Source organism: Streptomyces sp. NPDC058240, assembly GCF_042882135.1.
In the GTDB taxonomy this organism is placed as follows: domain Bacteria; phylum Actinomycetota; class Actinomycetes; order Streptomycetales; family Streptomycetaceae; genus Streptomyces.
Window position 1 is genome coordinate 12,985 of record NZ_JBHVWT010000028.1, and the last position, 26,907, is coordinate 39,891.

Below are 26,907 nucleotides of genomic sequence, written 5' to 3' on the forward strand. Positions count from 1 at the left end.
AAGTGAATCGCGCCCGACGGTGGTGGCGTTCATTCGAAGGGGTGGCGAATGGTGGCGTTTCCGCAATCGCCCTCGCCCGGGGGGTGATCGTAGGATTACCGTCGGTACACGAACCATGGAAGTATGTGCGCCCATGGGTATGCCGGAGGCAACCCGATTTCCTGTTTGATGGTGCGCACCCTCCGCATGGGCGGCATCGGCTCAGGGCATTCTGGTAATGGTTCGCGCGACAGGTATTCAGCGGGATGGGGGCGTTCCAGTGAGTGGCAGCGGCGCAGGCGATTCGAATGCCGGCAAGCGGCCCAACGGGCAATTGAGCTCATGGTTCGTGCGAAGCGGCTGGTCGAAGGGCGAGCTCGCGCGCCAGGTGAACCGCCGGGCGCGCCAGATGGGTGCCCACCACATCAGCACCGACACGTCCCGGGTGCGGCGCTGGCTCGACGGCGAGCAGCCGCGCGAGCCGATCCCGCGCATCCTCTCCGAGCTCTTCTCGGAGCGCTTCGGCGCCGTCGTCGCGATCGAGGACCTCGGACTGCGCTCCGCGCACCAGTCGCCGTCCGTGGCCGGTGTCGACCTGCCCTGGGCGGGCCCGCAGACCGTCGCACTGCTCAGCGAGTTCTCCCGCAGCGACCTGATGCTCGCCCGCCGGGGATTCCTCGGCTCCTCGCTCGCCCTGGCCGCCGGACCCGCACTCATCGAGCCGATGCAGCGCTGGCTGGTGCCCGTCTCCACCGCCGGCTCCGCGCAACCGGAACCGCCGGCCGCGACCCACCGCCCCTCCAGGCTCTCCAGCCCCGAGCTCGATCTGCTGGAGTCCACCACCGCGATGTTCCGCCAGTGGGACGCGCAGTGCGGCGGCGGACTGCGCCGCAAGGCCGTCGTCGGACAGCTCCACGAGGTCACCGACCTGCTCCAGGAGCCGCAGCCGGAGGCCACCGCCAAGCGGCTCTTCCGGTGCGCCGCCGAGCTGGCCGAGCTGGCCGGCTGGATGAGCTACGACGTCGGCCTCCAGCCCACCGCGCAGAAGTACTTCGTCCTCGCGCTCCACGCCTCCAAGGAGGCCGGTGACAAACCGCTGGGCTCATACATCCTGTCCAGCATGAGCCGCCAGATGATCCACCTCGGACGGCCCGACGACGCCCTCGAACTGATCCACCTCGCGCAGTACGGCAGCCGGGACTGCGCCACCCCGCGCACCCAGGCCATGCTGTACGCGATGGAGGCCCGCGCGTACGCCAACATGGGCCAGCCCAGCAAGTGCAAACGAGCCGTCCGGATGGCCGAGGACACCTTCCTCGACGTGGGGATCGACGGCGAGCCCGAGCCCGACTGGATCCGCTTCTTCTCGGAGGCCGAGCTCAACGGCGAGAACTCCCACTCCTACCGCGACCTCGCCTATGTGGCGGGCCGCAGCCCCACGTACGCCACGCTCGCCGAGCCCCTGATGGAGAAGGCCGTCCAGCTCTTCGGCGAGGACGACGAGCACCAGCGGTCGTACGCGCTCAACCTGATCGGCCTCGCCACCGTCCACCTCCTCAAGCGCGAGCCCGAACAGTCCACGGTCCTGGCCGAGCAGGCCCTGCGCGTCGCCAGGAAGATCCGCTCCGAGCGCGTCAACACCCGGCTCCGCAAGACCGTCGACACCGCCGCCAGGGACTTCGGGGCCATCCCCGATGTCGCCAGGCTCACCGATCTCCTCACCGAGCAGCTGCCGGAGACCGCGGAAGTGGTCTGAGCAGCACCCCCGGCCCCGGCCACGGCGACCACCCCGCACAGACCGACTTCGGCTCCCCCAATTGCCAGGTCAGCGGGTGGTCGGCGTGGCCGGTTCGCATTGCCGTGCCCGTACGGAAGAGTCGTAACCGCACCGTATGCGGCCACGGCCGCAGGGCAGGCCCGGCGCCGGTCGCGCCACCGCCGGTTCATGGCGACGTAACACACCGGACCTCTTCGTCACTGCCGTGAAACACCGTGCGGCATCGGCGGAAACCGCGCTGGGTGAATCTCATGGCCATAACCGGCCCGCACTTTTTCCCCAGTGGTCCCGCACGTGGTGCCGCTACCGATCGCCCGCACGCGGCCGCACCGACGACGAGGAGACGCCGATGCCCCCAGGCATCACGACGCTTGCCGCAGACACCCCGACACTGTCTGCCGCCAACACCGGGTTCATGCTCATCTGCTCCGCCCTGGTGATGCTCATGACGCCGGCCCTGGCCTTCTTCTACGGAGGCATGGTCCGCGTCAAGAGCACCCTCAACATGCTGATGATGAGCTTCATCAGCCTCGGGATCGTCACGATCCTGTGGGTGCTCTACGGATTCAGCGTCGCCTTCGGCACCGACATCGGCTCCGTCGTCGGCTGGAGCTCGGACTACCTCGGCCTCAGCGGGATCGGCATCACCCAGCTCTGGGACGGCTACACGATCCCCGTCTACGTCTTCGCCGTCTTCCAGCTGATGTTCGCCGTCATCACCCCGGCACTGATCAGCGGCGCCCTCGCCGACCGGGTCAAGTTCACCTCCTGGGCCCTGTTCATCACGCTCTGGGTCACCGTCGTCTACTTCCCCGTCGCCCACTGGGTCTGGGGCGCGGGCGGCTGGCTGTACGAGATGGGGGTCATCGACTTCGCGGGCGGTACGGCCGTCCATATCAACGCCGGTGCGGCGGCGCTCGGCGTGATCCTCGTCATCGGCAAGCGCGTCGGCTTCAAGAAGGACCCGATGCGGCCGCACAGCCTGCCGCTCGTCATGCTCGGCGCCGGTCTGCTCTGGTTCGGCTGGTTCGGCTTCAACGCCGGCTCGTGGCTCGGCAACGACGACGGCGTCGGCGCGGTGATGTTCGTCAACACCCAGGTCGCCACCGCCGCCGCGATGCTCGCCTGGCTCGGCTACGAGAAGCTCCGCCACGGCTCCTTCACCACCCTCGGCGCGGCCTCCGGCGCGGTCGCGGGACTCGTCGCCATCACCCCGTCCGGCGGCGCGGTCAGCCCGCTCGGCGCCATCGCGGTCGGCGCCATCGCCGGTGTGCTCTGCGCCATGGCCGTCGGCCTGAAGTACCGGTTCGGCTACGACGACTCCCTGGACGTGGTCGGCGTCCACCTCGTCGGCGGTGTCGCCGGTTCACTCCTCGTCGGCCTCTTCGCCACCGGCGGCGTCCAGTCCGAGGCCAAGGGCCTCTTCTACGGCGGCGGCCTCGAACAGCTCGGCAAGCAGGCCGTCGGCGTCTTCGCAGTCCTCGCGTACTCTCTCGTCGCCTCCGCGGTCCTGGCCTTCCTCCTGGACCGGACGATCGGGATGCGGGTCACCGAGGACGACGAGATCTCCGGCATCGACCAGGTCGAACATGCCGAGACCGCGTACGACTTCAGCGGAGCGGGCGGCGGTGCGGCCCCGCGCACCACGAGCTCCGCCCCGGGCAGCACGGCAGCAGCGAAGACGAAGAAGGTGGACGCATGAAGCTCATCACCGCAGTCGTGAAGCCACACCGGCTGGACGAGATCAAGGAGGCCCTCCAGGCCTTCGGCGTCCAGGGCCTCACGGTCACGGAAGCCAGCGGATACGGACGTCAGCGCGGCCACACCGAGGTCTACCGGGGCGCCGAGTACACCGTCGACCTCGTACCCAAGATCCGTATCGAGGTCCTGGTCGAGGACGAGGACTCCGAAGAGCTCATCGACATCGTCGTGAAGGCCGCCCGGACCGGCAAGATCGGTGACGGCAAGGTCTGGAGCGTGCCGGTCGACACCGCGGTCCGGGTACGGACGGGCGAACGCGGCCCGGACGCACTCTGACCGACGCCCCCGAACGAAAGGCAGCCGGGTGACGCGCACCGGAACGACCACCGAATCCGCAGACCCGGAGCCCGGCGGCTACGCGGCGGCCCGGCTGCGCCTCCTCCAGGAGGGGGCGCGGTCCGGGCCGCCGCGCCGTGCGGCCCTCGCGGCGCTCACCGACGACTGGCTCACGGCGCTGTTCACCGCCGCCGCGGGACAGACGGGCGTCCACGGCGCCGCCCTCGTCGCCGTCGGCGGCTACGGACGCGGCGAACTCTCCCCGCGCAGCGACCTCGACCTGCTGCTCCTGCACGACGGGAACGCCGACCCCGCGGCCGTCGCCGCCCTCGCCGACCGCGTCTGGTACCCGGTCTGGGACCTCGGCCTCGCCCTCGACCACTCCGTACGCACCCCCGCCGAGGCCCGCAGGACGGCCGGCGAGGACCTCAGGGTCCAGCTCGGACTGCTCGACGCCCGGCCCGTCGCCGGGGACCTCGGACTCGTCGCCGCGATGCGCACCGCGATCCTCGCCGACTGGCGCAACCAGGCCCCCAAGCGCCTCCCCGCACTCGACGAGCTCTGCCGCGAACGGGCCGATCGCCAGGGCGAGCTCCAATTTCTCCTCGAACCCGACCTCAAGGAGGCCCGCGGCGGACTGCGGGACGCCACCGCCCTGCGCGCCGTCGCCGCGTCCTGGGTCGCCGACGCGCCCCGCGAAGGGCTCGCCGAAGCCCGCCGCGTCCTCCTCGACGCCCGTGACGCCCTCCACCTCACCACCGGCCGCGCCACCGACCGCCTCGCCCTCCAGGAACAGGACCAGGTCGCCGGCGAGCTCGGCCTGCTCGACGCGGACGCCCTGCTCCGCCAGGTCTACGAGGCCGCCCGCACCATCTCGTACGCCACCGACGTCACCTGGCGCGAGGTCAACCGCGTCCTGCGCGCCCGGTCCGTGCGCCCTCGGCTGCGCGCCATGCTGGGCGGCGGCAGGGCGGCCGCCCCGGAGCGCACCCCGCTCGCCGAGGGCGTCGTCGAGGCCGACGGCGAAGTGGTCCTCGCCCGCACCGCCCGCCCCGAGCGCGACCCGGTGCTCGTGCTGCGCGCCGCCGCCGCGGCCGCCCAGTCCGAGCTCCCGCTCTCCCGCCACGTCGTACGCCGGCTCGCCACCGCCGCGCACCCGCTGCCGGTGCCCTGGCCCGCCGAGGCCCGCGAGGAACTGGTCACCCTGCTCGGCGCGGGCGAGGCCACCGTCCCGGTCTGGGAGGCACTCGAAGCCGAAGGGCTCATCACCCGGCTGCTCCCGGACTGGGAACGAGTCCACTGCCGCCCCCAGCGCAACCCCGTCCACACCTGGACCGTCGACCGCCACCTCGTCGAAACGGCCGTCCGCGCCTCCTCCCTCACCCGCCGCGTCCACCGCCCCGACCTCCTCCTCGTCGCAGCCCTCCTGCACGACATCGGCAAGGGCTGGCCCGGCGACCACTCCGCGGCCGGTGAGGTCATCGCCCGGGACATGGCCGCCCGGATCGGCTTCGACCAGCACGACGTGGGCGTCGTCGCCACCCTCGTACGCCACCACCTGCTGCTCGTCGAGACCGCCACCCGGCGCGACCTCGACGACCCGGCGACCGTCCGCTCCGTCGCCGCCGCCGTCAGGAGCGCCGCCACCCTGGAGCTTCTGCACGCGCTCACCGAGGCCGACGCCCTCGCCACCGGGCCCGCCGCCTGGTCCGCCTGGCGCGCCTCCCTCGTCGCCGACCTCGTGGGGCGCGTCGCCGCCGTGCTCGCCGGCCAGGCCCCGCAGGAGCCGGAACCCGCCGCGCCCGGTGCCGAACAGGAGCGCCTCGCCGTCGAGGCCCTGCGCACCGGCGGACCCGTTCTCGCCCTTCGCGCCCAGGCCGAGGCCCCGAACGAGGACGGCGGACCGGAACCCGTCGGCGTCGAGCTCCACATCGCCCTGCCGGACCGGCCCGGCGTGCTGCCCGCCGCGGCGGGCGTCCTCGCCCTGCACCGCCTCACCGTGCGCGCCGCCGACCTGCGCGCCGTGGAGCTCCCCACCGAGCTGGGCGAGCCCGCGGACCTGCTGCTGCTCAGCTGGCGGGTCGCGGCCGAGTACGGCTCGCTGCCGCAGGCCACCCGGCTCCGCGCCGACCTCGTACGCGCCCTGGACGGCTCACTGGACATCCGGGCCCGGCTCGCCGAACGCGAGGCCGCCTACCCGCGCCGCCGCGGGGTGAAGGCGCCGCCGCCGAGGGTGACCGTCGCGGCGGCCGACTCCCGGCTGGCCACGGTGATCGAGGTGCGGGCCCAGGACGCCCCGGGACTGCTGCACCGGATCGGCCGGGCGCTGGAACAGAGCGGGGTACGGGTGCGCAGCGCGCATGTGTCGACCCTGGGGGCGAACGCGGTGGACGCCTTCTACGTCACGGACACCGACGGGAAGCCGCTGCCCGAGGAGCGGGCGCTCGCGGTGGCGAACGCGGTGGAGGCCGCGCTGCGGGCGTGACGAGGAAAGCACGCGACGCGGACTGCGCCCGGGATTTCCCGGGCAGGGGTCATCGTTTCTTCCGAGCCGGATACCCTGGGGTACCGAATCCACTTTGCCCCCGACCCTGAGGACCGACGAGCGCCGTGTTCGATACTCTCTCCGACCGCCTTGCCGCGACTTTCAAGAACCTCAGGGGCAAGGGCCGCTTGTCCGAGGCGGACATCGACGCCACGGCTCGCGAGATCCGTATCGCCCTGCTCGAAGCGGATGTCGCGCTGCCCGTCGTCCGCGCCTTCATCGCCAACGTCAAGGAGCGGGCGCGCGGCGTCGAGGTCTCCCAGGCGCTGAACCCCGCCCAGCAGGTCGTCAAGATCGTCAACGAGGAGCTCGTGGGCATCCTCGGCGGCGAGACCCGGCGGCTGCGGTTCGCCAAGACCGCGCCCACCGTGATCATGCTCGCCGGTCTCCAGGGTGCTGGTAAGACGACCCTCGCCGGAAAGCTCGGCCTCTGGCTCAAGGGCCAGGGCCACTCCCCGCTGCTCGTCGCCTGTGACCTCCAGCGGCCCAACGCCGTCAACCAGCTCAGCGTCGTCGCCGACCGCGCCGGTGTCGCGGTGTATGCGCCCGAGCCGGGCAATGGGGTCGGTGACCCGGTCCAGGTCGCCAAGGACTCGATCGAGTACGCCCGCACCAAGCAGTTCGACGTCGTGATCGTCGACACCGCCGGCCGCCTCGGTATCGACCAGGAGCTGATGCAGCAGGCCGCGGACATCCGCGACGCCGTCAGCCCCGACGAGATCCTCTTCGTGGTCGACGCGATGATCGGCCAGGACGCGGTCAACACCGCCGAGTCCTTCCGCGACGGCGTCGGCTTCGACGGCGTGGTGCTCTCCAAGCTCGACGGTGACGCCCGCGGTGGTGCGGCCCTGTCGATCGCCCACGTCACGGGCAAGCAGATCATGTTCGCGTCGAACGGTGAGAAGCTCGAGGACTTCGACGCCTTCCACCCCGACCGCATGGCGTCCCGCATCCTCGACATGGGTGACCTGCTCACCCTGATCGAGCAGGCGGAGAAGACCTTCAGCCAGGAAGAGGCCGCCAAAATGGCCTCCAAGCTGGCGTCCAGCAAGGGCAAGGACTTCACGCTCGACGACTTCCTGGCCCAGATGGAGCAGGTCCGGAAGATGGGCTCCATCTCCAAGCTGCTCGGGATGCTGCCCGGCATGGGGCAGATCAAGGACCAGATCAACAACATCGACGAGCGCGACGTGGACCGCACCGCCGCGATCATCAAGTCGATGACCCCGAAGGAGCGCGCCGAGCCGACGATCATCAACGGCTCGCGCCGGGCCCGCATCGCCAAGGGTTCCGGTGTCGAGGTCAGTGCGGTGAAGAACCTGGTGGAGCGGTTCTTCGACGCCCGCAAGATGATGTCGAAGATGGCCCAGGGCGGCGGCATGCCGGGGATGCCCGGGATGCCGGGCATGGGCGGTGGCCCCGGCCGGCAGAAGAAGCAGGTCAAGCAGGCCAAGGGCAAGCGCAAGAGCGGCAACCCGATGAAGCGCAAGGCCGAGGAGCAGGCCGCGGCGGCCCGTCGCGAGCAGGCGGCGCAGGGCGGCGCCTTCGGTCTGCCCGCGCAGGAGGACCAGAACTTCGAGCTGCCGGACGAGTTCAAGAAGTTCATGGGCTGATCGCCCGACGACATGCGCAGGGGGCGCCCACCGGTGGTGGGCGCCCCCTGCGCATGTTCCTATGCGGCGAGCCGTCCCGGCCGCAGTGCCGTGCCGTTGGCCAGCCCCGCCGGGTCCAGGGACAGCGATACGGCCGCGGTGGCGCCCACATCCGCGAGGCTGTCCGCGTCCGGCAGCAGTTCCACGCCGTCCGTGCCGGGCCGGTGGATCAGCACCGGCACGTACTCGCGGGTGTGGTGGGCGTGCCCGATCGTGGGGTCGTTCCCGTGGTCGCCGGTGACGATCAGCCGGTCGCCGGGGCTGTCGAGCAGCGCCACGAGCCCGGCGAGCCCGGCATCCACCTGTTCCAGGAGGTGTCCGTAGCGCTCGGTGTCCTGCTGGTGCCCCGCCAGGTCGGTCTCCTGGACGTTGGCGACGACGAGCGCGTCGCCGGGGGCGCGTACCGCTTCGAGGGTGTACGAGAGCACGTCGGCGCTCTTCACGGCCGGGTGCCGCCGCGCCGCCTCGCAGGCCAGGATGTCGGCGGCCTTGCCCACCAGGGTGACCGGGATGCCGGCGCGGGCGGCCAGACCGGGGAGCTGGCGGGTGTGATCGAGCTCGGCGCCCAGGTGCTGAACTTCCAGACCGCCGTTGCGGTAGAAGCCGGTGGCGGGGGTGTCGAGGCCGACGGTTCCCGCGTCGCCGGGACGCACGAACTGCCTCAGCGGGCCGTCCGCGTGGCCGCCGACCGCGATGACCCGGGCGACGGGCGCGACCGCGCGGACGGTACGGGCGATGGCGAGGATCCCGCCGGGGCCGTCGAAGGACAGGTCCTCCAGGCGGCCGGAGGCGTTCCAGTTGATCCCGGGGTCGGCCTCCAGGTTGTCGTGGACGAGGACCGTGCCGTCGACGACGAGGAGCGGCTTGCCGTCCAGCGGTTCGACGCGGTGGCCCTCCGCTTCGAGGGCGGCGGCCACCTCGGCCAGATGGTCGGCGAGCCGGGCCACGGTGACCCGGCTGAAGTCGGCGCCCATCATCGTCTGGTGGCCCGCGAAGGTGTCGGCGCCGGGATAGCCGAGCGCGGCGCGGCCCGCGGCGACGGGCAGACGGGTACGGCGGGCGAGGTCCTGGTGCGGGTGGACCAGGCCGAGACCCAGTGCACCGAGCATCGGCAGGCGCAGCGGCCGGCCGAGGGCCGCGCGGCAGTGGTCGAGGACGTGTCCGCAGGTGTCGGCGGTGAGATCGCCGGGGCGCAGGGTGCCCGCGTCGGGCATGGCGCCGATGCCGAATCCGTCGATGACGACGATGACGGTCTTGGCCATGGGTGCCTCCTATTCAGGGGGGGTCGGCCCTACAGGGCCCGGCCCTGGGCGTCGTACAGCCCGCTCAGCCGGGGCGTGCCGGAGTCGAGTCCGGAGACGACGGCGACGGTCGAACGGGTGACGAAGATCTGGGTACGGAAGGCGAGCAGTGCGGTGTCGCCGAGCCGGACGTCCTGGCCGTCGGCGGGAGCGTCGAGCAGCCGGTAGTAGTCGATGTTCTCGGCGGGTGCGTCCTGCACGCCGAGGCGTGCGTCGGTGCGCGGCAGCAGGGCACTGCGGATGTGGGACCTGGCGTAGAAGCCGCCGCCGCGGATCGCCGGGCGGCCGTCGTCGAGGGTGTGGGCGACCTCGCTGACGTACACGTACGCGGGCTTCTCGGGCTGCTGCGGGTCGAGGGCGTGCAGTGGGGTGGTGCCGGTGAGCGCGTGGCCGGGTTCGCCGTGGGTGGCGCCGAGTTCGGCGAGCAGCGGGAGGGAGGCCACCGAGGTGGCGCTGGGGGCGCTCAGTTTGAGGTGCTCGTGTCCCCGGGCGGCCAGGACTTCGCGGGCCTTGAGGGCGAGCGCGAAGTTGGGGGTGGCGTGGGGGATGCCGGTCGCCGGGTCGCACAGGACGCAGGGGAAGGCGGTGACGCCCGCGATCCGGATGCCGGGCAGTTGCTCGGCCGCTTCGGCGAACGCGTCGAGGCGGCCGAGCGGGATGCCGCCCTCCTGGCCGGGGTAGACGGTGCCCTCGGCGCCTTCGAGCCGTACGAGAACGTCCTGGACGAAGCCGAGCCGCTGGGCGGTCTCGGACACGGCCCGGGCGTTGGCGAGGTCGAACACGGTGACGGTCTCGGGGCGCCAGGCCAGCATTTCGGGCAGTGCGCGGCGGGGGATCTGGACCAGGTGGCCGAGGTTGCCGGCCCGTGCGCCCGCAGCGTGCAGGGTGCGGGCCTCGGGCGGATCGATGGCGGCGAACTTGGGGATGTGCCGGGCGACGGCCCGGATCAGCTCGGGGTTGCGGCCCAGCTGTTTGACGACGAACCAGAGGCCGATGCCGACCCGTTCGGCCTCGGCCGCCAGCAGCGCGGCGTTGGCCTCGACGGCGTCGAGGTCCATCACATAGGTGTCGGGCGGGATCTCGCCGCGCCGGTGAAGGGTGGCCGCGGCGTCGACGAGCTCGGGGTTGCGGGCGAGCACGGTGTCGAGAAACACGGTCAGTCGTCCTCCGGGTCGTTCAGCGCGTCGAGCGAGCGGCGCAGGATGTCGATGACGAGATCCGCGCCCGCCCGCATCGGGTTGATGCGTACGGTCCAGTCGGCCAGCTCGGGGGAGTCGTCGAGGGCGGAGCTGGACATCCGGTAGAAGAGCGGCGCGATCTCGTAGCGCGAGTTGGAGCCGACGGGGTAGGGGGCGGCTCCGAAGCGGGCGGCGACGGTGGGCAGTTCCTTCGCGACCGGCCGGTCGAGGCGGACGAGCAGGCAGCGGTCCTGGGCGTTGGCGATCCGTACCTCGGCGACGCCGTCCACTTCGCCCGCGGCCAGCCGCTCGGCGACCTCGGCGCCGACCCGGGACTGCACGGACCACATGACCGGTACATGGGTGAGGGCGCGCAGGGCGTCGAGCGCCTGATGGCCCTGGACCTGTCCGCCGCCGGAGTAGTTGTCGCGGCGGATGTGCGCGACCAGATCGCGGGCGCCGACCACGATGCCGACGCCTTCGGGGCCGTGCAGTTTGAACAGTGAGAAGCAGGAGGCATCGGCACCCAGCTCCACTCCCGCGGCGGGGGTGCGCATGACGGCGTAGTTGTCGTCGACGAGGGTGCGGACTCCGGCGGCCCGGCAGGCGGCGAGTACCTCCGCGGGGTCGTAGGAGTCGGCGAGCCGCTGCCGGGTGTGCTGGACGTAGGCCCACCGGAACCGGCCGGACTCCAGGGCCTCGCGCAGCGCCCGCGGGTCGTTGAAGTCGACCTCGACGGTCCGTACACCGATGCCGCGCAGCGTGACCTCGGTGGTGCGGTAGACGGGGGCCCGGTGGATGAGCAGCGGGTCGCCCGCCCGTACGGCGGCGCCCAGGGCGGCGCGGATCGCGCCGGTGCCCGCGCCCTGGACGAAGGCGGCGTCCTCGGCGCCGAAGAAGTCCGCGAGTACGGCTTCGACGCGGGCGGTGGTGCGGGGGCGGCCGAGACCGGGGACGACTCCGGCGTCCGCGTCGAAGAGCTGGGGCCCCTCGAAGTGCGCGGCGGTGGCCTCCAGAAGCCGGAACTGTCTGGCGATCGCTTCGTCCAGCTCCACCGTCGCGAGCGGGAAGGTCTGCGGAAGTACAGGGCTCATGGTCAGAATTCCTCCACGCGCGCGCCGGTCAGGAAGCGGAGCGGATTACGGCGGGTCATCAGGTCGATCAGGTCGTCGTCGACACCGGCCGCACGGGCCGTGGGCAGGAAGCTCCGGAAGAGATGTCCGTATCCCCGGCCGCCTTCGTCCAGGAGGTAGCCGTGGCGGGAGATGTCGCAGCTGAGCAGCACCCGGTCGGCGTGCCCGGCCTCGACGAGGGCGAGCAGCAGCCGCAGCCGGGTGTCGTCGCTCTGGTAGCCGTCCTTGCCGACGGTGTCGAACGCGACGTACGCCCCGCTCGCCGCCAGCTCCTTGTGGACGGCGGGGTCGTCGAGCAGATCCTGGTGGCCGATGCTGATGCGGTGGGGCGGCAGGCCCTCGCCGGTCAGCAGTTGCAGCTGGGCGATTCCGCCGCGGCCGAGCTGGGCGTGGGTGGCGACGGAGAGGCCGGTGGCGAGGGCGGCCCGCGCACTGGCGCGCAGCACCTTGGCCTCGGGCGCGGTCGGGGTGTCGCCGTGGCTGCCGATCTCGCCGAGAACACCGGGGCGGATGCCGGTGGCGCCGATACCGCCGACGATCTCCTGGACGAGCGTGCCGGTGAGCTCTTCGACGCTGCTGTCGTCGATCTCGGGGGTGTGGAACGGCTCGTAGTACCAGCCGGTCGCGGCTACGACGGCGATCCGCGCGTCCCGGGCGATGCGGGCCAGCGCGCGGACGTCGCGGCCCATGCCGCGGCAGGTCAGTTCGACGACGAGGGAGAGGCCGAACTCGGCGCGCAGGGCGGCGAGTTCGGCGGTGACCGCCGCGGAGTGGAGGCCCGGGTCGAGGACGGCCGCGCCGTCGCCCCTATGGTCCAGGTCGAGGACGAGGTGTTCATGGGCGAGGGCGGGGCCGGCCACGGAATCGGCTGCGAGATCGCCGACGACGGTGCGCAGGACGGGCGGTGCGGGGTGGTTCATCGTGGGGGGTTCCTTCTTCGTGTACGTACCCGGCCTCAGCCCTTGATCGGGGTGAACAGGTCGAGCCAGTACAGGACGTTGAGGAGGATGCCGCCGACGATCACCGCGGCGGGAGCGGCGGCCATCTTCACGACCGGCCGGCCCATCGCCTCGTTCAGCAGGTAGAGCCCGCCGACGACGAGGATGCCGAGTCCGCCGCCCATGGCATTGGCGGCCATCAGCGAGCCGAAGAGGATCGCGAGCTGCAGGGTGTCCCCGATCGCGCTGCGCAGGTGTTCCGAGGAGTCACGGACGCTGGGGAGCTTGCCGAGGACCTTGCCGATGTACGAGAGGGCCAGGACCTCGGCGGCGAAGACGGCGGCGCCGACGGCCGCTGCCAGGAACGGGTTCGGCATCAGGTAGCCGATCGGGTACACCAGCGTGAATCCCGCGATGCCGTACGCGCCGGAGGCCAGCGCGGTCGTCGCGATCAGCGGGATGAAGCCGAAGACCCGGTAGAAGTCGACCTGGGCGGCCTCGGAGTACTGCCCCTTGGCGATCAGGAAGCTGGTCGCTTCGCCGCCGCCGAATATGTGCATCTGGGCCAGCACACAGACTCCGGCGCCGAGCACCATGAACAGCGGGAGGTACTTGCGCAGGCGGGCCGCGCTGGCGCTGAAGAGCGAGGCCATCGGGTCGTCCTCCAGGACGACCTCGGTGACACCCGCGGCCCGGTCGGCCCTGCGCTGCTTCATGTCCTTGGCGACGGCCAGGGCGATCAGCATCAGCACGCCGACGGCCATGGCCAGCGCCCCGGCGAACATCTTCGGCCAGACCTTCATGGTCATGACCACCAGAGCGAGTTCCAGGACTCCGGCGATGCTGCCCCACTTGCGGCCGAACTGCTTGGTGATGGCGAGCACCGGGAACAGCGTGAAGAGGAAGAGGATCGGCGTCGACATCTGCTGCATGGCGGTGATGAAGTCGACGGGCAGGTCGTGGGCGACGTTGTTGGCGCCGTTCAGTCCGAAGACGACGACCGCGCCCCAGCCGCCGCCGAGGATCGGCGCGAGCCACTTCTTCGGCGCCAGCATGCCGAGGATGTCGGTGGGCAGGAAGACGAGCCACGGGTTGAGCACGCCGGTGGAGAGTGCCATCGGGGCGCCGAGTCCGAAGATGAACCCGGCGGAGAGGCCGAAGGAGACCGCCGTCGTCGCGCTGCGGGTGGTGCGCCCCTGGATGAAGTCCAGCAGGAACGGACGTACGCCGTCGTTGAAGACGGCCAGAGCCATGTGCGAGATGTACGCCGTCAGCGCACAGAGGGCTATCACGGTCAGTTGCTGGGCCAGCGTGAAATCAAGGCTGGTGCCGGCGGCGAGTGTGGTGCTCACGAATCACTCCTTCGTGCCCGGGAGGGGGAGAGGCGGCCGGATCAGCCGCGGGCGGCGATGGCGCGCGCCATGAGTGGGGCGATGGCGTCGATCTGGTCCATCGAGAAGCCGAAGACCTTCTTGCCGTCGGCGATCAGGGCGCTGATCTCCTCCTCGGTGGGCACGCTGCGGCCGAAGGTGTGGCAGGCGGCGCTGCCCATGAGGCCGACGAGGACGCCGAGGGAGGCACCGGCACCCGTGCGGCACGTGCCGAGGTAGTAGTCGGCCTGCCCGACCCGGAGCTTCATCGCGGCGTCCATGTCGCTGGAGGTGACGATGTCGAGGGAGTCGATCCCGAGCTTGCCGATCGTCTGGGCGACCTCGACCTTGCCGACTCCACCGGTGAGGATCTTCGTCATGGCTGTCTCTTCTCTGTGTGTCTGTTTCTGTGTGCCGGGACGTGTCTGTTCCACGCGCCGGGGCCGGTCAGGAAGCGGGGGTGGCCGGTGACTGCTGGGCCAGTACGGCGAGGTGCATGCCGAGGAAGTTGACCTCCGAGTCGGGGAGCGCGGCGCCGAGTTCCCGCTCGGCCCGCGCGGATACGGCGCGGGCGCGTTCGACGGCGTCGGGGTGTCCGGCCAGTTCGGCGGCGACCTGGTCGTCGGTGAGGAACTGTTCGATCGGTTCGCCGTCGAGGAGCCGGGTGAGCGCCATCATCAGATGGCTGGTCAGCATGCCCGCGGTCGCTTCGGTGACAGTCCGGCCGTCGGCTTCGAGGGCGGTCAGCTCGGCGGTGACGAAGTCGGCCACCTCGGGCCGGACCTGACCGCCTTCGCGGAAGAGCTGGATCCGCAGTGCGAGCTGGTCGTCCATGGTGATCCTCCTAAAATCAAACAGTAACCAGGATTCTGTATTTTGATGTCGGCGGGCGTCCCGCGCGGGCGAGATCCACATCACCCGACCCGCCGGTCAGTACGAGGGCACGCGCTCGCCCCGCAGTACTTCGCTCTGCAGCCGGGTCACCAGCGACAGATCGAGCGAGTCCCGGACCGCGGCGAGGGCCTTCGCCCCGTCGGTCCGGCCGATGACGGCGGCACTGGAGTTGCGCAGTGACAGCTCCCGGGTGACCTCGTCGCCGAGCGGGAGCACATCGACGCCGAGTCCGAGCCGGTCCTGCACCTCGTCCAGGTTCCAGACGGTGGCGTCGACCTCGTTGCGGGCGAAGAGATCGCGCAGCTGCATGTACGAGACCTCCAGCCACTCGATGTCCTTCCGGCCGGCGAAGACCCGCTCCACGAGCATCCGCAGATCCTCGGACGCGTGGTCGACGGCCACCCGCAGCCCGGGGGAGTCCAGGTCGACGCCGTGCCGCAGCAGCATGCCGTGCGCGCCGACGTAGGTGGCGGGGCCCAGGTCGGCGACCAGCTCCACCGGGTGTTCGGCGATCAACTGGTCGGCCGCGAAGCGGGACAGGACGACGAGGTCGACCTTGCCCTCCAGCAGGGCGGCGGTACGCGCCCCGGCGCCCCGCATGAACGTGATCGCGAACGGGGCGCCCGCCTCCTCGAAGGCGCTGCGCAGCCCGGTCGCCAAGCCTTCGTACCTGCGTGAGTACGGGAGCGGCATCGCGGCGAGCAGTGTGCCGAGTCCGGACAGGCGCCAGAGGATGGAGCGGTCCGAGCGGACAAGGAATGTGCCGAGATGGCCGCGGGCGGTCGTCTCGATCGCCCCGGAATCCTCCAGCAGTTGCAGGGCCGCCTGAACGGTTCCGTTTCCGCAGCCCAGCTCCTCGGCGAAGTCGCGCACGCGGGGCAGGCGGGTGTCCGGCTCGTGGTTGAGCAACAGGACGGCGAGCTGCCGGGCGGCGAGGCCGTTCCGAGTGAGGAAGCGGTCATCGAAATCGTTCACGAACCAAACAGTAAACAGGATTCTGGATATTGACAAGAAGTTCGTGAGGGGGCCATCCGCCGGGCGCGCTTCCCCCTGTGGGCCCACTGGATGGGCCCACAGGGGGCTTTGGGTTGGTTTCTCATCTAATGTCACATTCACTGGCTGTCGGCAGAGGAGCGCGCGTGACCAACCCCGTACCTCCCCGCGATCGAACCGATCAGCCGTGGCGCTCCGAGGGCGCCCCGCCGCCTCCGCCGCCGGGCCGAAAGATGCCGGGAGGCTGGGGCGGACTGCTGCTGACCGCGCTCGCCGTCTATCTGATCGCCAATCTGGTGCTGTCCTTCTTCAACGGGGAGGAGGAGCGGACGATCGCGTACACGGAGTTCAGCAAGCAGGTCACCGCGGGCAATGTCTCCAAGATCTACTCCAAGGGCGATGCCATCGAGGGGCAGCTCAAGAAGGAGGCGAAGGTACCGGGGAGCGACGACAAGTACACGAAGTTCGTCACCCAGCGGCCGGCCTTCGCGGACGACAACCTCTGGGCCGAACTGGTCAAGGACGACGTCACGGTCACCGCCGAACCGGTCGTCCAGCAGCGCAGCTTCCTCGCCAACCTGCTGATCTCGCTCGCGCCCATGCTGCTGCTCGTCGTGCTCTGGGTGTTCATCGCCCGGCGGATGTCCAGGGGCATGGGCGGCGGGATGGGCGGCTTCGGGCGCAAGGCCCCGCCCAAGCCCGTCGAGCTGGAGGGTGCCAAGCGCACCACCTTCAAGGACGTGGCCGGGATCGACGAGGTCGAGGGCGAACTCAACGACGTCGTGGACTTCCTGAAGAACCCGCAGGCGTACCGGAGGATGGGCGCCCGGATGCCCGGCGGAGTGCTGCTCGCGGGACCGCCCGGCACCGGCAAGACCCTGCTGGCACGGGCCGTCGCCGGTGAGGCCGGAGTGCCGTTCTTCTCGGCATCGGCCTCCGAGTTCATCGAGATGATCGTCGGCGTCGGCGCGAGCCGGGTCCGGGAACTCTTCGCGGAGGCGCGCAAGGTCGCCCCCGCCATCGTCTTCATCGACGAGATCGATACCATCGGCCGGGCGCGGGGCGGCGGCTCCGGCATGGGCGGCCACGACGAGCGCGAGCAGACGCTCAACCAGATCCTCACCGAGATGGACGGCTTCTCCGGCTCGGAGGGCGTCGTCGTGCTCGCCGCCACCAACCGCGCCGACGTGCTCGACCCCGCCCTCACCCGGCCCGGCCGCTTCGACCGGATCGTCCAGGTCAGCCCGCCGGACCGGACCGGCCGGGAGGCGATCCTGGAGATCCACACCCGGCAGATCCCGCTCGCCGACGATGTGAACCTGGCCCAGGTGGCCGGTACGACCCCCGGAATGACCGGTGCGGATCTGGCCAACCTGGCCAATGAGGCCGCGCTCCTGGCGGTCAAGCGCCAGCAGTCCGAGGTCACCCAGCCCGATTTCTCGGACGCGCTGGAGAAGGTCCAGCTGGGTGCGGAACGCTCACTGGTCATGTCCGACGAGGAACGCCGCAGGACCGCGTACCACGAGAGCGGCCACGCCCTGCTCGGCATGGTCCAGCCGGGCGCCGACCCGGTCCGCAAGGTCACCATCGTGCCGCGCGGCCGGGCCCTGGGCGTCACGCTCTCGACGCCGGACGCCGACAAGTACGCGTACACCGAGGAGTATCTGCGCGGCCGCATCGTCGGGGCGCTCGGCGGCATGGCGGCCGAGCAGGTGGTCTTCGACGTGATCACCACCGGCGCGGAGAGCGATCTGGAACAGGTCACCAATCTGGCCCGCGGCATGGTCGGCCGCTGGGGCATGAGCCACAAGGTGGGCCGGCTGACGGCGATCCCGAGCGACGCCCAGCAGGCGTACGGCCTGTCGGCGGCCCCCGCCACGCTCGACGCGGTGGACGGCGAGATGCGGCGGATCGTCGACGAGTGCTACGAGGTGGCCTGCCGGCTCCTGCGCGAGAACCGGGACCGGCTGGACTCGCTGTCCGCCGCGCTCCTGGCGAACGAGACGTTGGACGAGGCCGAGGCCTACCGGGCGGCCGGCATCACCCGCCTGGCCAAGTAGCGGCCGCCGCGCGGGCCACGCACGCGGGGCGGTCGCTCAGGCGGTGCGGACGAGCTGGTCGCTCAGGTGGTGCAGACGAGATAGCGGAAGACGTTCGGCATCCAGATCGTGCCGTCCCGGCGCCGGTGCGGATGAAGGGCCTCCGCGACCTCCTTCTCCACCTGGGCCCGGTCCGTCGCCCGTACCGCCGCGTCGAAGAGCCGGGTGGAGAGCAGCCCCCGCACCGCGCTGTCCATGTCCGCGTACCCGAACGGGCAGGCCACCCGGCCCGAGCCGTCGGGATTCAGGCCGGCCCGGAACGCCAGCTCCTCCAGGTCGTCCCGGCCCGACGGCCGCCAGCCGCCGGTGCGCGGGACCCGGTCCCGGTCCCGGTCCCGGTCCCGGTCCCGGTCCCGGTCGGACAGTCGCCCCGCCACCCGCAGCACGGGCGCCGTGGCACAGCGCTCCGGCGGACCCCAGCCGGTGAGCACCACGGTGCTGCCCCGGGCGGCCAGCGGCACCGCGGACCGCAGCGCGGCCACCAGCCCCTCGCCGTCGTCGGACGAGCAGCCGACCGGGGTGAACGCGGTGATCAGGGTGTACGGCGCTCCGTCGGACGGCCGGGCGGTGGACGGATCACCCTCCAGGAGCCGCGGGTGCCCGGCCACGGGCCCGGCGTCGCTTCCGGGACCGGGCAGCAGCCGGGTCCGGGCGAGCGCCAGCCGTTCGAGGTCGGTGTCCACGCCGGTGACGCCCGCCCCACGGGCGGCAGCGATCAGCAGCGCGAGACCGGAGCCGCAGCCGAGGGAGAGCAGCCGGGTACCGGATCCCACCTCGAGCCGCTCGTACACCGCTTCGTACAGCGGTGCCAGCATCCGCTCCTGGATCTCGGCCCAGTCCCGGGCACGGTTACCGGGTTCCACCCGGGTGGACGTTTCCGCGTGGCTGTGGTGCCGGACGAGCGTTGGTGTCATGGAAAGCGCCCCAATCCGCCGAGAGGTCGGCCGTGTCCGATCGGAAGTGCCCGAGTGAATGCTCCCCCCCGTGTACGTGTGCGCCCGCTTCCCCCGTATGTCAGAGAACTGCGCATCCGCGGTCGCGTCCAGGGGTCCGATGGCAATGGTTGTGTGCCGCGGTGGTGCGTCCGTGGGGAAGGCCCGCCGGACCGGGGCCCGTCGCCCCGTGCGGTGGGCGGTGTCGCCGTACGATGCGCGCCATGGCAAAGGCACCCGTTCTCACGCCCCAGGCCGAGGACTTTCCCCGCTGGTACCAGGATCTGATCAACAAGGCCGAACTCGCGGACAACGGCCCGGTGCGCGGCACCATGGTCATCCGGCCGTACGGATACAGCCTGTGGGAGCGGATGCAGCAGGAGCTGGATGCCCGGATCAAAAAGGCGGGCGCCCGGAACGCCTACTTCCCGCTCTTCATCCCCCAGTCTTACCTGACACGCGAGGCCGAGCACGTCGAGGGCTTCGCGCCGGAGCTCGCGACAGTCACCCACGGCGGCGGGAAAGAGCTCGAAGAGCCCGTGGTGGTGCGGCCGACCTCCGAAACGATCATCAACGAGTACTTCTCGAAGTGGGTGCAGAGCTACCGGGATCTGCCGCTCCTGATCAACCAGTGGGCGAACGTCGTGCGCTGGGAGATGCGCCCGCGGGTCTTTCTCCGTACGACGGAATTCCTCTGGCAGGAGGGCCACACCGCCCATGCCACCGATGAGGAGGCCCGGGACTTCGCTGCGTACATCCACCGTGACGTGTACGCCGACTTCATGGTCAATGTGCTGGGCATCGACGTGGTCCTCGGCCGCAAGACCCCGGCGGAGCGGTTCGCCGGGGCCGTCAACACGCTCACGCTCGAAGCGATGATGCGGGACGGCAAGGCCCTGCAGATGGGTACGAGCCACGAGCTCGGCACCAATTTCGCCAAGGCCTTCCACACCAGCTACCTCTCCAGGGAGGGCAGGCAGGAGCTCGTCCGGCAGACCTCGTGGGGCTCCTCGACCCGGATGGTCGGCGGTCTGATCATGGCGCACGGCGACGACCACGGGCTCCGGGTGCCGCCCCGGCTCGCGCCCGTCCAGGCGGTCGTCCTCGCGGTCAAGGAGGACGAGGCCGTGCTGGCCGCGGTCCGGTCCGTCGCGGAGCGGCTGCGCGCGGCGGGGATCAGGACCGAGGTCGACGACCGCACGGACACCCCGTTCGGCCGCCGCGCGGTCGACTGGGAGCTGAAGGGCGTGCCGGTGCGGATCGAGATCGGTCCGCGCGATCTGGCGGCCGGCACCGCGATGCTGGCCCGGCGTGTGCCCGGCGGGAAGGAGCCGGTCGCCGTCGAGGCCCTGCCCGCGTTGCTCCCGGCGGTCCTGGAGGAGGACCAGGCGGCGCTGCTGCGGGAGTCCCGGAGCCGGCGCGAGTCCGCCACCAGCGAGGTCGCGACCGTGGCGGAGGCCGTGGAGGCGGCCCTCGCGGGCGGCTGGGCCCGTATCGCCTGGTCGTCCCTCGGCCCGGCGGGGGAGGCCCGGCTCGCGGAGCACGGGGTGTCCGTACGGTGCCTGGTCGCCGGGGACGGGTCGGTGCCCGACGCGGACGACGCGCCCGGTAATGTCGCCCTGGTGGCACGCGCCTACTGACGCCCCACCCACCGTTCCGGGCGTTCGGCGCCCCGGCGTACGGTGGCCGCCTACGCGTCCGGCGTACGCGTCGCTACGTACCACCTTGGTGCGAGCTGTGAGGCTTCTCCGCAGTTCTGCGCACCCGCCCTCGTCGGGACACATCAATGGCAACTGACTGGTACGTGCAAATTATTTGGGATGGCCCGGAATCGGAACACCGGGGCACTCACGCTCGTTGTCACGACGTGAGCACGACACCACCTGTACTTGCCGCAGAGCTGGCACAGGCGTGGGCCGATATTCAGCGGTACCACCCCGAGCTGCCGGATCTAGCCGCGCCCGAGTCCCTGATCGGAGAGTCCTCGTCCGCCTGTGGCGCCGAGCTCTCCTTCGAGCGACTGCTGCACGAGGCAGTCCACGGCATCGCCGCCGCGCGAGGAGTCCGCGACACTTCGCGCGCCGGCCGCTACCACAACCGCAGATTCCTCGCGATCGCCGAGGAGCTGGGCCTCGACCACGCCGAGGAGCCCCACCCCAGCAGCGGCTTCTCGCTGGTCACCCTCAACCCCGAGGCCAAGCGCCGGTACCGCCCGACGATCGAGCGGCTGCAGCGCGCCCTCAAGGCGCACACGGTCGCCACCGCCGCCGACACCAAGCGCTCCTTCCGCGGGCCGGCCGCCCGGCACGGCTCCTCCGGCGGAGGCGTCCGCGTCAAGGCCGTCTGCGACTGCGGCCGCAATGTGCGGGTCGTCCCGTCGGTCCTGGCGCAGGCGCCGATCGTCTGCGGAGGCTGCGGAAAGCCCTTCCGTATCCCGGAAGCCGCGGTCGCGGTGGGGTGACCCGACGCGGTGTGGCACAATGGCTAGCTGTACTCGACAGTCGCATAGGACCCCTCTCTCCTCCGGCTGACGCGTCCATCGGGCACCCGAGTACCGCAACCCCACGTGGCATCTTCGTTGTGCCCAACCACGTCATAGACCAGGAGACACCACTTCCGTGGCAGTCAAGATCAAGCTGAAGCGTCTGGGCAAGATCCGTTCGCCTCACTACCGCATCGTCGTCGCCGACTCCCGTACCCGCCGTGACGGCCGGGCCATCGAGGAGATCGGCCTGTACCACCCGGTGCAGAACCCCTCGCGCATCGAGGTCAACTCGGAGCGTGCGCAGTACTGGCTGTCCGTCGGCGCCCAGCCGACCGAGCCGGTCCTCGCGATCCTGAAGCTCACCGGTGACTGGCAGGCCCACAAGGGTCTCCCGGCCCCCGCGCCGCTGCTGCAGCCGGAGCCCAAGGCTGACAAGCGCGCCCTGTTCGAGGCCCTGGCCAAGGACGGCGGCGAGGAGACCAAGGGCGAGGCCATCACGCAGAAGGCGAAGAAGGCCGACAAGAAGGCGGACGAGGCTGCTGACGCGGCTGCGCCCGCCGAGTCGACCGAGGCCTGAGCATGCTCGAGGAGGCTCTCGAGCACCTCGTGAAGGGCATCGTCGACAACCCTGACGATGTGCAGGTCGCCTCGCGCAACCTGCGCCGTGGTCGCGTGCTGGAGGTCCGGGTCCACCCCGACGACCTCGGGAAGGTGATCGGTCGCAACGGCCGCACCGCACGCGCGCTGCGTACCGTCGTGGGCGCCATCGGCGGCCGTGGCATCCGCGTCGACCTCGTCGATGTGGATCAGGTTCGCTGACAGAGTTGAACACCGGCACGGGCCGGGGAGGGCCATGCGCCCGCCCCGGCCCGTCGTCGTCCGACAGGAGAGACACAAGGTGCAGTTGGTAGTCGCGCGGATCGGCCGCGCCCATGGCATCAAGGGCGAGGTCACCGTCGAGGTCCGTACGGACGAGCCGGAGTTGAGGCTCAGGCCCGGGGCCGTACTCGCCACCGAACCGGCGGGCGCCGGACCGCTGACGATCGAGACCGGCCGGGTGCACAGCGGACGGCTGTTGCTGCGCTTCGAGGGCGTCCGCGACCGTACGGCCGCCGAAGCCCTGCGCAACACGCTCCTGATCGCGGAGGTCGACCCGGCGGAACTCCCGGAGGACCCCGAGGAGTTCTACGACCATCAGCTCATGGACCTCGACGTGGTCCTCGCCGACGGCACCGAGATCGGCCGGATCACCGAGATCACGCACCTGCCGTCCCAGGACCTCTTCATCGTCGAGCGGCCGGACGGCAGCGAGGTGATGATCCCGTTCGTCGAGGAGATCGTCGCCGAGATCGATCTGGCGGAGCAGCGCGCGGTGATCACCCCGCCGCCCGGCCTGATCGACACGAGCCAGGCCGTGATCGCCTCCGCGCGGGACGAAGAGGGCGACGGCGAGGCTCCCGCGGCCGGGAAGGACGCCTGATGCGCCTCGATGTCGTCACGATCTTCCCGGAGTACCTGGAACCGCTGAACGTCTCCCTCGTCGGCAAGGCCCGCGCACGCGGCCGCCTCGACGTCCATGTGCACGACCTGCGCGACTGGACGTACGACCGGCACAACACGGTCGACGACACCCCGTACGGCGGCGGCCCCGGCATGGTCATGAAGACCGAACCGTGGGGCGAGGCCCTGGACGACGCCCTGGCGGGCGGATACGAGGCCGGGGCGCACTCCCCGGTGCTCGTGGTGCCAACGCCCAGCGGCCGTCCGTTCACCCAGGAACTCGCCGTCGAGCTCTCCGAGCGGCCGTGGCTGATCTTCACGCCGGCCCGCTACGAGGGCATCGACCGACGGGTCATGGACGAGTACGCCACCCGGATGCCGGTCGTCGAGGTGTCCATCGGGGACTATGTGCTGGCCGGCGGGGAAGCCGCGGTGCTGGTGATCACGGAGGCGGTCGCCCGGCTGCTGCCCGGGGTGCTCGGCAACGCCGAATCGCACCGGGACGACTCCTTCGCCCCCGGTGCGATGGCCAATCTGCTGGAGGGGCCCGTCTACACCAAGCCGCCCGAGTGGCGCGGCAGGGAGATCCCGGAGGTGCTGCTCAGCGGCCACCACGGGCGGATCGCCCGCTGGCGCCGGGACGAGGCGTTCCGTCGTACCGCCCTCAACCGGCCCGATCTGATCGAGCGCTGCGACGCCGAGGGGTTCGACAAGAAGGACCGCGAGATGCTGTCCATCCTCGGCTGGTCACCGGAGCCCGGCGGCCGATTTTGGCGCAGGCCCGAGGCCGTGGAACAATAGGTCGCTGCTGTACGTCCGGCGTGCGCCCCTGCCACAGGGGGAACGACGCCCGCCCGACGCGATCAGCACCCCCATTTCTCACTATCTCCCGTCGATGACCTGTGGCATCGGCGAAGAAAGCAGACAACATGGCTTCCCTGCTCGATGGCGTCAACGCCGCATCGCTGCGTACCGACGTCCCGGCGTTCCGCCCCGGTGACACCGTCAACGTCCACGTCCGAGTGATCGAGGGCAACCGCTCCCGTATCCAGCAGTTCAAGGGCGTTGTCATCCGTCGCCAGGGTGCGGGCGTCAGCGAGACCTTCACGGTCCGCAAGGTCTCCTTCAGCGTCGGTGTCGAGCGCACCTTCCCGGTGAACAGCCCGATCTTCGAGAAGATCGAGCTCGTCACCCGCGGTGACGTCCGTCGCGCCAAGCTGTACTACCTCCGTGAGCTGCGCGGCAAGGCCGCGAAGATCAAGGAGAAGCGCGACAACTGAGCTGACTCCCAGGTCCACAGGACGGCCGGATAGGCTCTGGCCCCGATGGACACGGAAGCAAAGCCCTCGGAGCGCGACCGCTCCTCCGCACCCGCAACGGCGCCGGAGGAGGGGTCGCGCTCCTCGCGTATCCCGGACCGGCCCACCGCATCGATGTCCTGGCGGCGGACCGCCGCGCTCGGGGCAGCCTGCGCGGTCTTCGTACTGCTCCTGAGCAACTACGTGGTGCAGCCCTTCCTGATCCCCAGCGGCTCGATGGAGCCCACACTGCGGGTGGGGGACCGGGTGCTGGTGAACAAACTGGCCTACCGCTCCGGCTCCGTGCCGCAGCGCGGCGACGTCGTGGTCTTCGACGGCACAGGATCGTTTGTGCAGGAGCCCCCGCGGGAGAATCCCGTCACCGGTCTGATGCACTCGGTGGCCGCGTCCCTGGGCCTGGCGGAGCCCGCCGAGACCGACTACGTGAAGCGGGTGGTGGGCGTGGGCGGTGACCGGGTGGTCTGCTGCGACAAGCGGGGCCGGATCGAGGTGAACGGCCGGCCGGTCGCCGAGGGCTATCTGTATCCGGGGGACGCGCCCTCCCGGGCCCGCTTCGACATCGTCGTCCCCGACGGCACGCTGTGGATGATGGGTGACCACCGCAGCAATTCCCGCGATTCGCGTGACCACCTGGGAGAGCCGGGCGGCGGCATGGTCCCGGTCGACATGGTGATCGGCAGGGTGGACTGGATCGGCTGGCCGCCCAGCCGGCTGCGCTCGCTGCCGGACGGCGCCGCCTTCGCCACCGTACGGGCGCCGGGCGGGGGCCATGGGTAACCGCGGCCGCGGACGCGGCGGGTCCGAACCCGGGACACCGCTGACCGGCAGCGGACCGGCGGCCGAACGTTCACTGCCCACCAGGGCGGAGCGGCGGAAGCTGGCCCGCAAGGTCAGGCGCCGGCGGCGCGGGTCCGCCGTACGGGAGATCCCGCTGCTCGTCGGCGTGGCACTGCTGATAGCGCTCGTGCTCAAGACGTTCCTGGTGCAGGCCTTCGTGATCCCTTCGGGATCGATGGAGCAGACCATCCGGATCGGTGACCGGGTGCTCGTGGACAAACTGACACCCTGGTTCGGATCCAGGCCCGAGCGCGGCGACGTCGTCGTTTTCAAGGATCCGGGGCGCTGGCTGAGGCAGGAGAACGTCGGCAAGAAGGACTCGCCCGTCGTCGTCAAGCAGGCGAAGGAGGTGCTGACCTTCATCGGACTGCTGCCCTCCGACGACGAACAGGACCTGATCAAGCGGGTGATCGCGGTCGGCGGCGACACCGTGAAATGCTGCGGCAAGGACGGCCGGATCACCGTCAACGGAGTGCCGCTCGACGAGCCCTATCTGTATCCCGGGAACCCTCCCTCCCTCATCAAATTCGAGGTAAAGGTTCCGCCGGGCCGGATCTTCGTGATGGGCGACCACCGGTCCGATTCCGCCGATTCCCGCTACCACCTGGACGAGCCGGAACATGGCACGGTGTCCGAGGACGAGGTCGTGGGACGTGCTGTCGTGATCGCCTGGCCCTTGGGCCATTGGCGAAGACTGGAGGAGCCCGCGACTTTCGGCTCGGTCCCTGACGCGCGCGCCGGGTCGGCTGCCGGGCCGGGCCCGTCGAATAGTGTGTCGTCCCAGGATCTCAACGGAATGATCCCTCTCCCGACCCCTGCGGAACTCCCGCTCGTTATGGGAGTGGTGGGCCTGTACCGGCTAGGGCGCAGGCGGTGGCACGGAGTAAGGAGTGGATGTGGGGGATTTGGCCGTCGGCGCACGATCCGGACACGAGGAACCCGAGGACCGGCCGGACCGTTCGGGCAATGCCGAGTCTGCCGGGACGACGGGCCACGCGGGGAGTGACGGCGACACTCCGGACGGCGGTGGCAGGGCAGCGAAGAAGCCCCGCTCCTTCTGGAAGGAGCTGCCGCTGCTCATCGTCATCGCACTGGTTCTCGCGCTGCTGATCAAGACGTTCCTGGTGCAGGCGTTCTCGATCCCCTCGGACTCGATGCAGAACACGCTCCAGCGGGGCGACCGGGTGCTGGTCGACAAGCTGACCCCCTGGTTCGGCGCGGAGCCCGAGCGCGGCGAGGTCGTGGTCTTCCACGACCCGGGCGGCTGGCTCGACGACACCCCCGAGGTCCACCCGAATGTGGTCCAGAAGTTCCTCAGCTTCATCGGTCTGATGCCGTCCGCCGAGGAGAAGGACCTGATCAAGCGGGTGATCGCGGTCGGCGGCGACACGGTGGAGTGCAAGGAGAACGGCCCTGTCGTGGTCAACGGCAAGGCCTTGGACGAGAAGTCGTTCATCTTCCCGGGCAACACGCCCTGCAACGACGAGCCGTTCGGCCCGATCGAGGTCCCCAAGGGCCGGATCTGGGTGATGGGCGACCACCGTCAGGACTCCCGCGACTCCCGCTACCACCAGGAACTCCCGGGCAACGGCACGGTCTCCAACGACGAGGTCGTCGGCCGGGCCGTCGTCGTGGCGTGGCCGATCAACCGCTGGGCGACCCTGCCGGTCCCGAAGACCTTCGACCAGCCGGGCCTGAACGCCGCGATGGCCGTGGCGCCCGGTGCGATCGGCATCGCCGGAGCCGTGCCGATCGTGCTCTGGCGACGCAGGCGGGCCGGCCTGGAATCCGGCCGCCAGAAGTGACTGATGTTCCGTCATGATCCGTTGAATCGTGCCGATTCGGCAGGGTGCCGCGATGTCGTTGTGATCAAGGCATCGGCAAGATCGAGTAAATGCGAGGCGCTCGCCGGGCGTTCTTCATAGGATCTTGACGACC

At 70.8% G+C, this 26,907-nt stretch carries 25 protein-coding genes; 16 read left to right on the forward strand and 9 right to left on the reverse strand.

The window, feature by feature from the left end; all coding sequences use genetic code 11:
* The first annotated feature begins 259 nt into the window (after positions 1-259).
* From ACFVX4_RS30125 to ffh, 5 genes are all read left to right on the forward strand, one after another.
* On the forward strand, positions 260-1,735 hold the full coding sequence (locus ACFVX4_RS30125; RefSeq protein WP_389983077.1) for a hypothetical protein: 1,476 nt from the start codon (positions 260-262) through the stop codon (positions 1,733-1,735).
* 370 nt (positions 1,736-2,105) lie between these two features.
* Positions 2,106-3,458, forward strand: a complete 1,353-nt coding sequence (locus ACFVX4_RS30130) for an ammonium transporter (RefSeq protein ID WP_389983080.1) — start codon at positions 2,106-2,108, stop codon at positions 3,456-3,458.
* Entirely contained in the window at positions 3,455-3,793 is a 339-nt protein-coding gene (locus ACFVX4_RS30135; RefSeq protein WP_266427193.1) for a P-II family nitrogen regulator, read from the forward strand. Before ACFVX4_RS30130 ends, ACFVX4_RS30135 begins: the two co-directional genes overlap by 4 nt.
* A gap of 28 nt (positions 3,794-3,821) precedes the next feature.
* Positions 3,822-6,278 carry a [protein-PII] uridylyltransferase gene (locus ACFVX4_RS30140; protein WP_389983084.1) on the forward strand — a complete coding sequence of 819 codons (2,457 nt, stop codon included), beginning with the start codon at positions 3,822-3,824 and terminating at the stop codon, positions 6,276-6,278.
* A 125-nt stretch (positions 6,279-6,403) separates the two neighbouring features.
* Positions 6,404-7,951, forward strand: a complete 1,548-nt coding sequence (ffh, locus tag ACFVX4_RS30145) for a signal recognition particle protein (RefSeq protein ID WP_389983087.1) — start codon at positions 6,404-6,406, stop codon at positions 7,949-7,951.
* Between the two features lie 59 nt (positions 7,952-8,010).
* Here the strand turns inward: ffh and ACFVX4_RS30150 are convergent, their stop codons facing one another.
* The 8 genes from ACFVX4_RS30150 to yhfZ form a co-directional block, all read right to left on the reverse strand.
* Positions 8,011-9,252 (reverse strand): phosphopentomutase, encoded by a 1,242-nt coding sequence (locus ACFVX4_RS30150; RefSeq protein WP_389983090.1) that lies wholly within the window; start codon positions 9,250-9,252, stop codon positions 8,011-8,013.
* A gap of 29 nt (positions 9,253-9,281) precedes the next feature.
* Positions 9,282-10,445 carry an alanine racemase gene (locus tag ACFVX4_RS30155; protein ID WP_389983093.1) on the reverse strand — a complete coding sequence of 388 codons (1,164 nt, stop codon included), beginning with the start codon at positions 10,443-10,445 and terminating at the stop codon, positions 9,282-9,284.
* A 2-nt stretch (positions 10,446-10,447) separates the two neighbouring features.
* Positions 10,448-11,563, reverse strand: coding sequence for an aminotransferase class V-fold PLP-dependent enzyme (locus ACFVX4_RS30160; RefSeq protein WP_389983096.1), 1,116 nt, complete (start codon positions 11,561-11,563; stop codon positions 10,448-10,450).
* Between the two features lie 2 nt (positions 11,564-11,565).
* On the reverse strand, positions 11,566-12,522 hold the full coding sequence (locus tag ACFVX4_RS30165) for a phosphotriesterase (RefSeq protein ID WP_389983099.1): 957 nt from the start codon (positions 12,520-12,522) through the stop codon (positions 11,566-11,568).
* Between the two features lie 35 nt (positions 12,523-12,557).
* Positions 12,558-13,892: a YhfT family protein gene (locus ACFVX4_RS30170; protein ID WP_389983102.1), complete on the reverse strand. Its 1,335-nt coding sequence runs from the start codon at positions 13,890-13,892 to the stop codon at positions 12,558-12,560.
* A gap of 41 nt (positions 13,893-13,933) precedes the next feature.
* On the reverse strand, positions 13,934-14,290 hold the full coding sequence (locus tag ACFVX4_RS30175) for a DUF2620 domain-containing protein (RefSeq protein ID WP_389607084.1): 357 nt from the start codon (positions 14,288-14,290) through the stop codon (positions 13,934-13,936).
* Between the two features lie 67 nt (positions 14,291-14,357).
* Positions 14,358-14,744 carry a PRD domain-containing protein gene (locus ACFVX4_RS30180; protein ID WP_389983105.1) on the reverse strand — a complete coding sequence of 129 codons (387 nt, stop codon included), beginning with the start codon at positions 14,742-14,744 and terminating at the stop codon, positions 14,358-14,360.
* A gap of 96 nt (positions 14,745-14,840) precedes the next feature.
* Positions 14,841-15,779 (reverse strand): GntR family transcriptional regulator YhfZ, encoded by a 939-nt coding sequence (gene yhfZ / locus ACFVX4_RS30185; protein ID WP_383966322.1) that lies wholly within the window; start codon positions 15,777-15,779, stop codon positions 14,841-14,843.
* 164 nt (positions 15,780-15,943) lie between these two features.
* Between yhfZ and ftsH the strand changes: the two genes are divergently transcribed.
* Positions 15,944-17,857, forward strand: coding sequence for an ATP-dependent zinc metalloprotease FtsH (gene ftsH / locus ACFVX4_RS30190; RefSeq protein WP_389983108.1), 1,914 nt, complete (start codon positions 15,944-15,946; stop codon positions 17,855-17,857).
* Between the two features lie 62 nt (positions 17,858-17,919).
* Here ftsH and ACFVX4_RS30195 read toward each other — a convergent pair whose 3' ends face one another.
* Entirely contained in the window at positions 17,920-18,810 is an 891-nt protein-coding gene (locus ACFVX4_RS30195; RefSeq protein ID WP_389983111.1) for a class I SAM-dependent methyltransferase, read from the reverse strand.
* 242 nt (positions 18,811-19,052) lie between these two features.
* Here ACFVX4_RS30195 and proS point away from each other — a divergent pair, with 242 nt between their 5' ends.
* The 10 genes from proS to lepB (ACFVX4_RS30245) all read left to right on the forward strand — a co-directional run bounded on the left by proS (position 19,053) and on the right by lepB (ACFVX4_RS30245) (position 26,774).
* A complete protein-coding gene (gene proS, locus ACFVX4_RS30200; RefSeq protein ID WP_389983114.1) occupies positions 19,053-20,468 on the forward strand; it encodes a proline--tRNA ligase in 1,416 nt (471 codons plus the stop codon).
* Positions 20,469-20,695: 227 nt separating this feature from the next.
* Complete coding sequence (locus ACFVX4_RS30205) at positions 20,696-21,289, forward strand: hypothetical protein (protein WP_030928573.1); 594 nt, start codon at positions 20,696-20,698, stop codon at positions 21,287-21,289.
* A gap of 157 nt (positions 21,290-21,446) precedes the next feature.
* Positions 21,447-21,890 carry a 30S ribosomal protein S16 gene (gene rpsP, locus ACFVX4_RS30210; protein ID WP_385334236.1) on the forward strand — a complete coding sequence of 148 codons (444 nt, stop codon included), beginning with the start codon at positions 21,447-21,449 and terminating at the stop codon, positions 21,888-21,890.
* A gap of 2 nt (positions 21,891-21,892) precedes the next feature.
* Positions 21,893-22,132, forward strand: coding sequence for an RNA-binding protein (locus ACFVX4_RS30215; RefSeq protein ID WP_005311361.1), 240 nt, complete (start codon positions 21,893-21,895; stop codon positions 22,130-22,132).
* 79 nt (positions 22,133-22,211) lie between these two features.
* A complete protein-coding gene (gene rimM, locus ACFVX4_RS30220) occupies positions 22,212-22,793 on the forward strand; it encodes a ribosome maturation factor RimM (RefSeq protein WP_389983117.1) in 582 nt (193 codons plus the stop codon).
* A complete protein-coding gene (gene trmD, locus ACFVX4_RS30225) occupies positions 22,793-23,614 on the forward strand; it encodes a tRNA (guanosine(37)-N1)-methyltransferase TrmD (RefSeq protein ID WP_389983120.1) in 822 nt (273 codons plus the stop codon). The genes rimM and trmD overlap by 1 nt, the downstream gene beginning before the upstream one ends.
* 128 nt (positions 23,615-23,742) lie before the next feature.
* Positions 23,743-24,093 (forward strand): 50S ribosomal protein L19, encoded by a 351-nt coding sequence (rplS, locus tag ACFVX4_RS30230; protein ID WP_266427228.1) that lies wholly within the window; start codon positions 23,743-23,745, stop codon positions 24,091-24,093.
* Between the two features lie 45 nt (positions 24,094-24,138).
* Positions 24,139-24,909 carry a signal peptidase I gene (gene lepB, locus ACFVX4_RS30235; protein WP_389983123.1) on the forward strand — a complete coding sequence of 257 codons (771 nt, stop codon included), beginning with the start codon at positions 24,139-24,141 and terminating at the stop codon, positions 24,907-24,909.
* Positions 24,902-25,975 carry a signal peptidase I gene (gene lepB / locus ACFVX4_RS30240; RefSeq protein WP_389983126.1) on the forward strand — a complete coding sequence of 358 codons (1,074 nt, stop codon included), beginning with the start codon at positions 24,902-24,904 and terminating at the stop codon, positions 25,973-25,975. Before lepB (ACFVX4_RS30235) ends, lepB (ACFVX4_RS30240) begins: the two co-directional genes overlap by 8 nt.
* Positions 25,875-26,774, forward strand: a complete 900-nt coding sequence (lepB, locus tag ACFVX4_RS30245) for a signal peptidase I (protein WP_389983210.1) — start codon at positions 25,875-25,877, stop codon at positions 26,772-26,774. Before lepB (ACFVX4_RS30240) ends, lepB (ACFVX4_RS30245) begins: the two co-directional genes overlap by 101 nt.
* Positions 26,775-26,907 lie beyond the last annotated feature (133 nt).

What these genes read in the sequence shown, in the direction of transcription:
- lepB (WP_389983126.1), top strand. Translation starts at nt 24,902, where the DNA reads ATGGGTAACCGCGGCCGCGGACGCGGCGGGTCCGAACCCGGGACACCG.
- lepB (WP_389983123.1), top strand. Translation starts at nt 24,139, where the DNA reads ATGGACACGGAAGCAAAGCCCTCGGAGCGCGACCGCTCCTCCGCACCC.
- rplS (WP_266427228.1), top strand. Translation starts at nt 23,743, where the DNA reads ATGGCTTCCCTGCTCGATGGCGTCAACGCCGCATCGCTGCGTACCGAC.
- ACFVX4_RS30165 (WP_389983099.1), bottom strand. Translation starts at nt 12,522, where the DNA reads ATGAACCACCCCGCACCGCCCGTCCTGCGCACCGTCGTCGGCGATCTC.
- ACFVX4_RS30160 (WP_389983096.1), bottom strand. Translation starts at nt 11,563, where the DNA reads ATGAGCCCTGTACTTCCGCAGACCTTCCCGCTCGCGACGGTGGAGCTG.
- ACFVX4_RS30180 (WP_389983105.1), bottom strand. Translation starts at nt 14,744, where the DNA reads ATGGACGACCAGCTCGCACTGCGGATCCAGCTCTTCCGCGAAGGCGGT.
- ACFVX4_RS30175 (WP_389607084.1), bottom strand. Translation starts at nt 14,290, where the DNA reads ATGACGAAGATCCTCACCGGTGGAGTCGGCAAGGTCGAGGTCGCCCAG.
- trmD (WP_389983120.1), top strand. Translation starts at nt 22,793, where the DNA reads ATGCGCCTCGATGTCGTCACGATCTTCCCGGAGTACCTGGAACCGCTG.
- proS (WP_389983114.1), top strand. Translation starts at nt 19,053, where the DNA reads ATGGCAAAGGCACCCGTTCTCACGCCCCAGGCCGAGGACTTTCCCCGC.
- ACFVX4_RS30195 (WP_389983111.1), bottom strand. Translation starts at nt 18,810, where the DNA reads ATGACACCAACGCTCGTCCGGCACCACAGCCACGCGGAAACGTCCACC.
- ACFVX4_RS30130 (WP_389983080.1), top strand. Translation starts at nt 2,106, where the DNA reads ATGCCCCCAGGCATCACGACGCTTGCCGCAGACACCCCGACACTGTCT.
- ACFVX4_RS30150 (WP_389983090.1), bottom strand. Translation starts at nt 9,252, where the DNA reads ATGGCCAAGACCGTCATCGTCGTCATCGACGGATTCGGCATCGGCGCC.
- ACFVX4_RS30135 (WP_266427193.1), top strand. Translation starts at nt 3,455, where the DNA reads ATGAAGCTCATCACCGCAGTCGTGAAGCCACACCGGCTGGACGAGATC.
- ACFVX4_RS30215 (WP_005311361.1), top strand. Translation starts at nt 21,893, where the DNA reads ATGCTCGAGGAGGCTCTCGAGCACCTCGTGAAGGGCATCGTCGACAAC.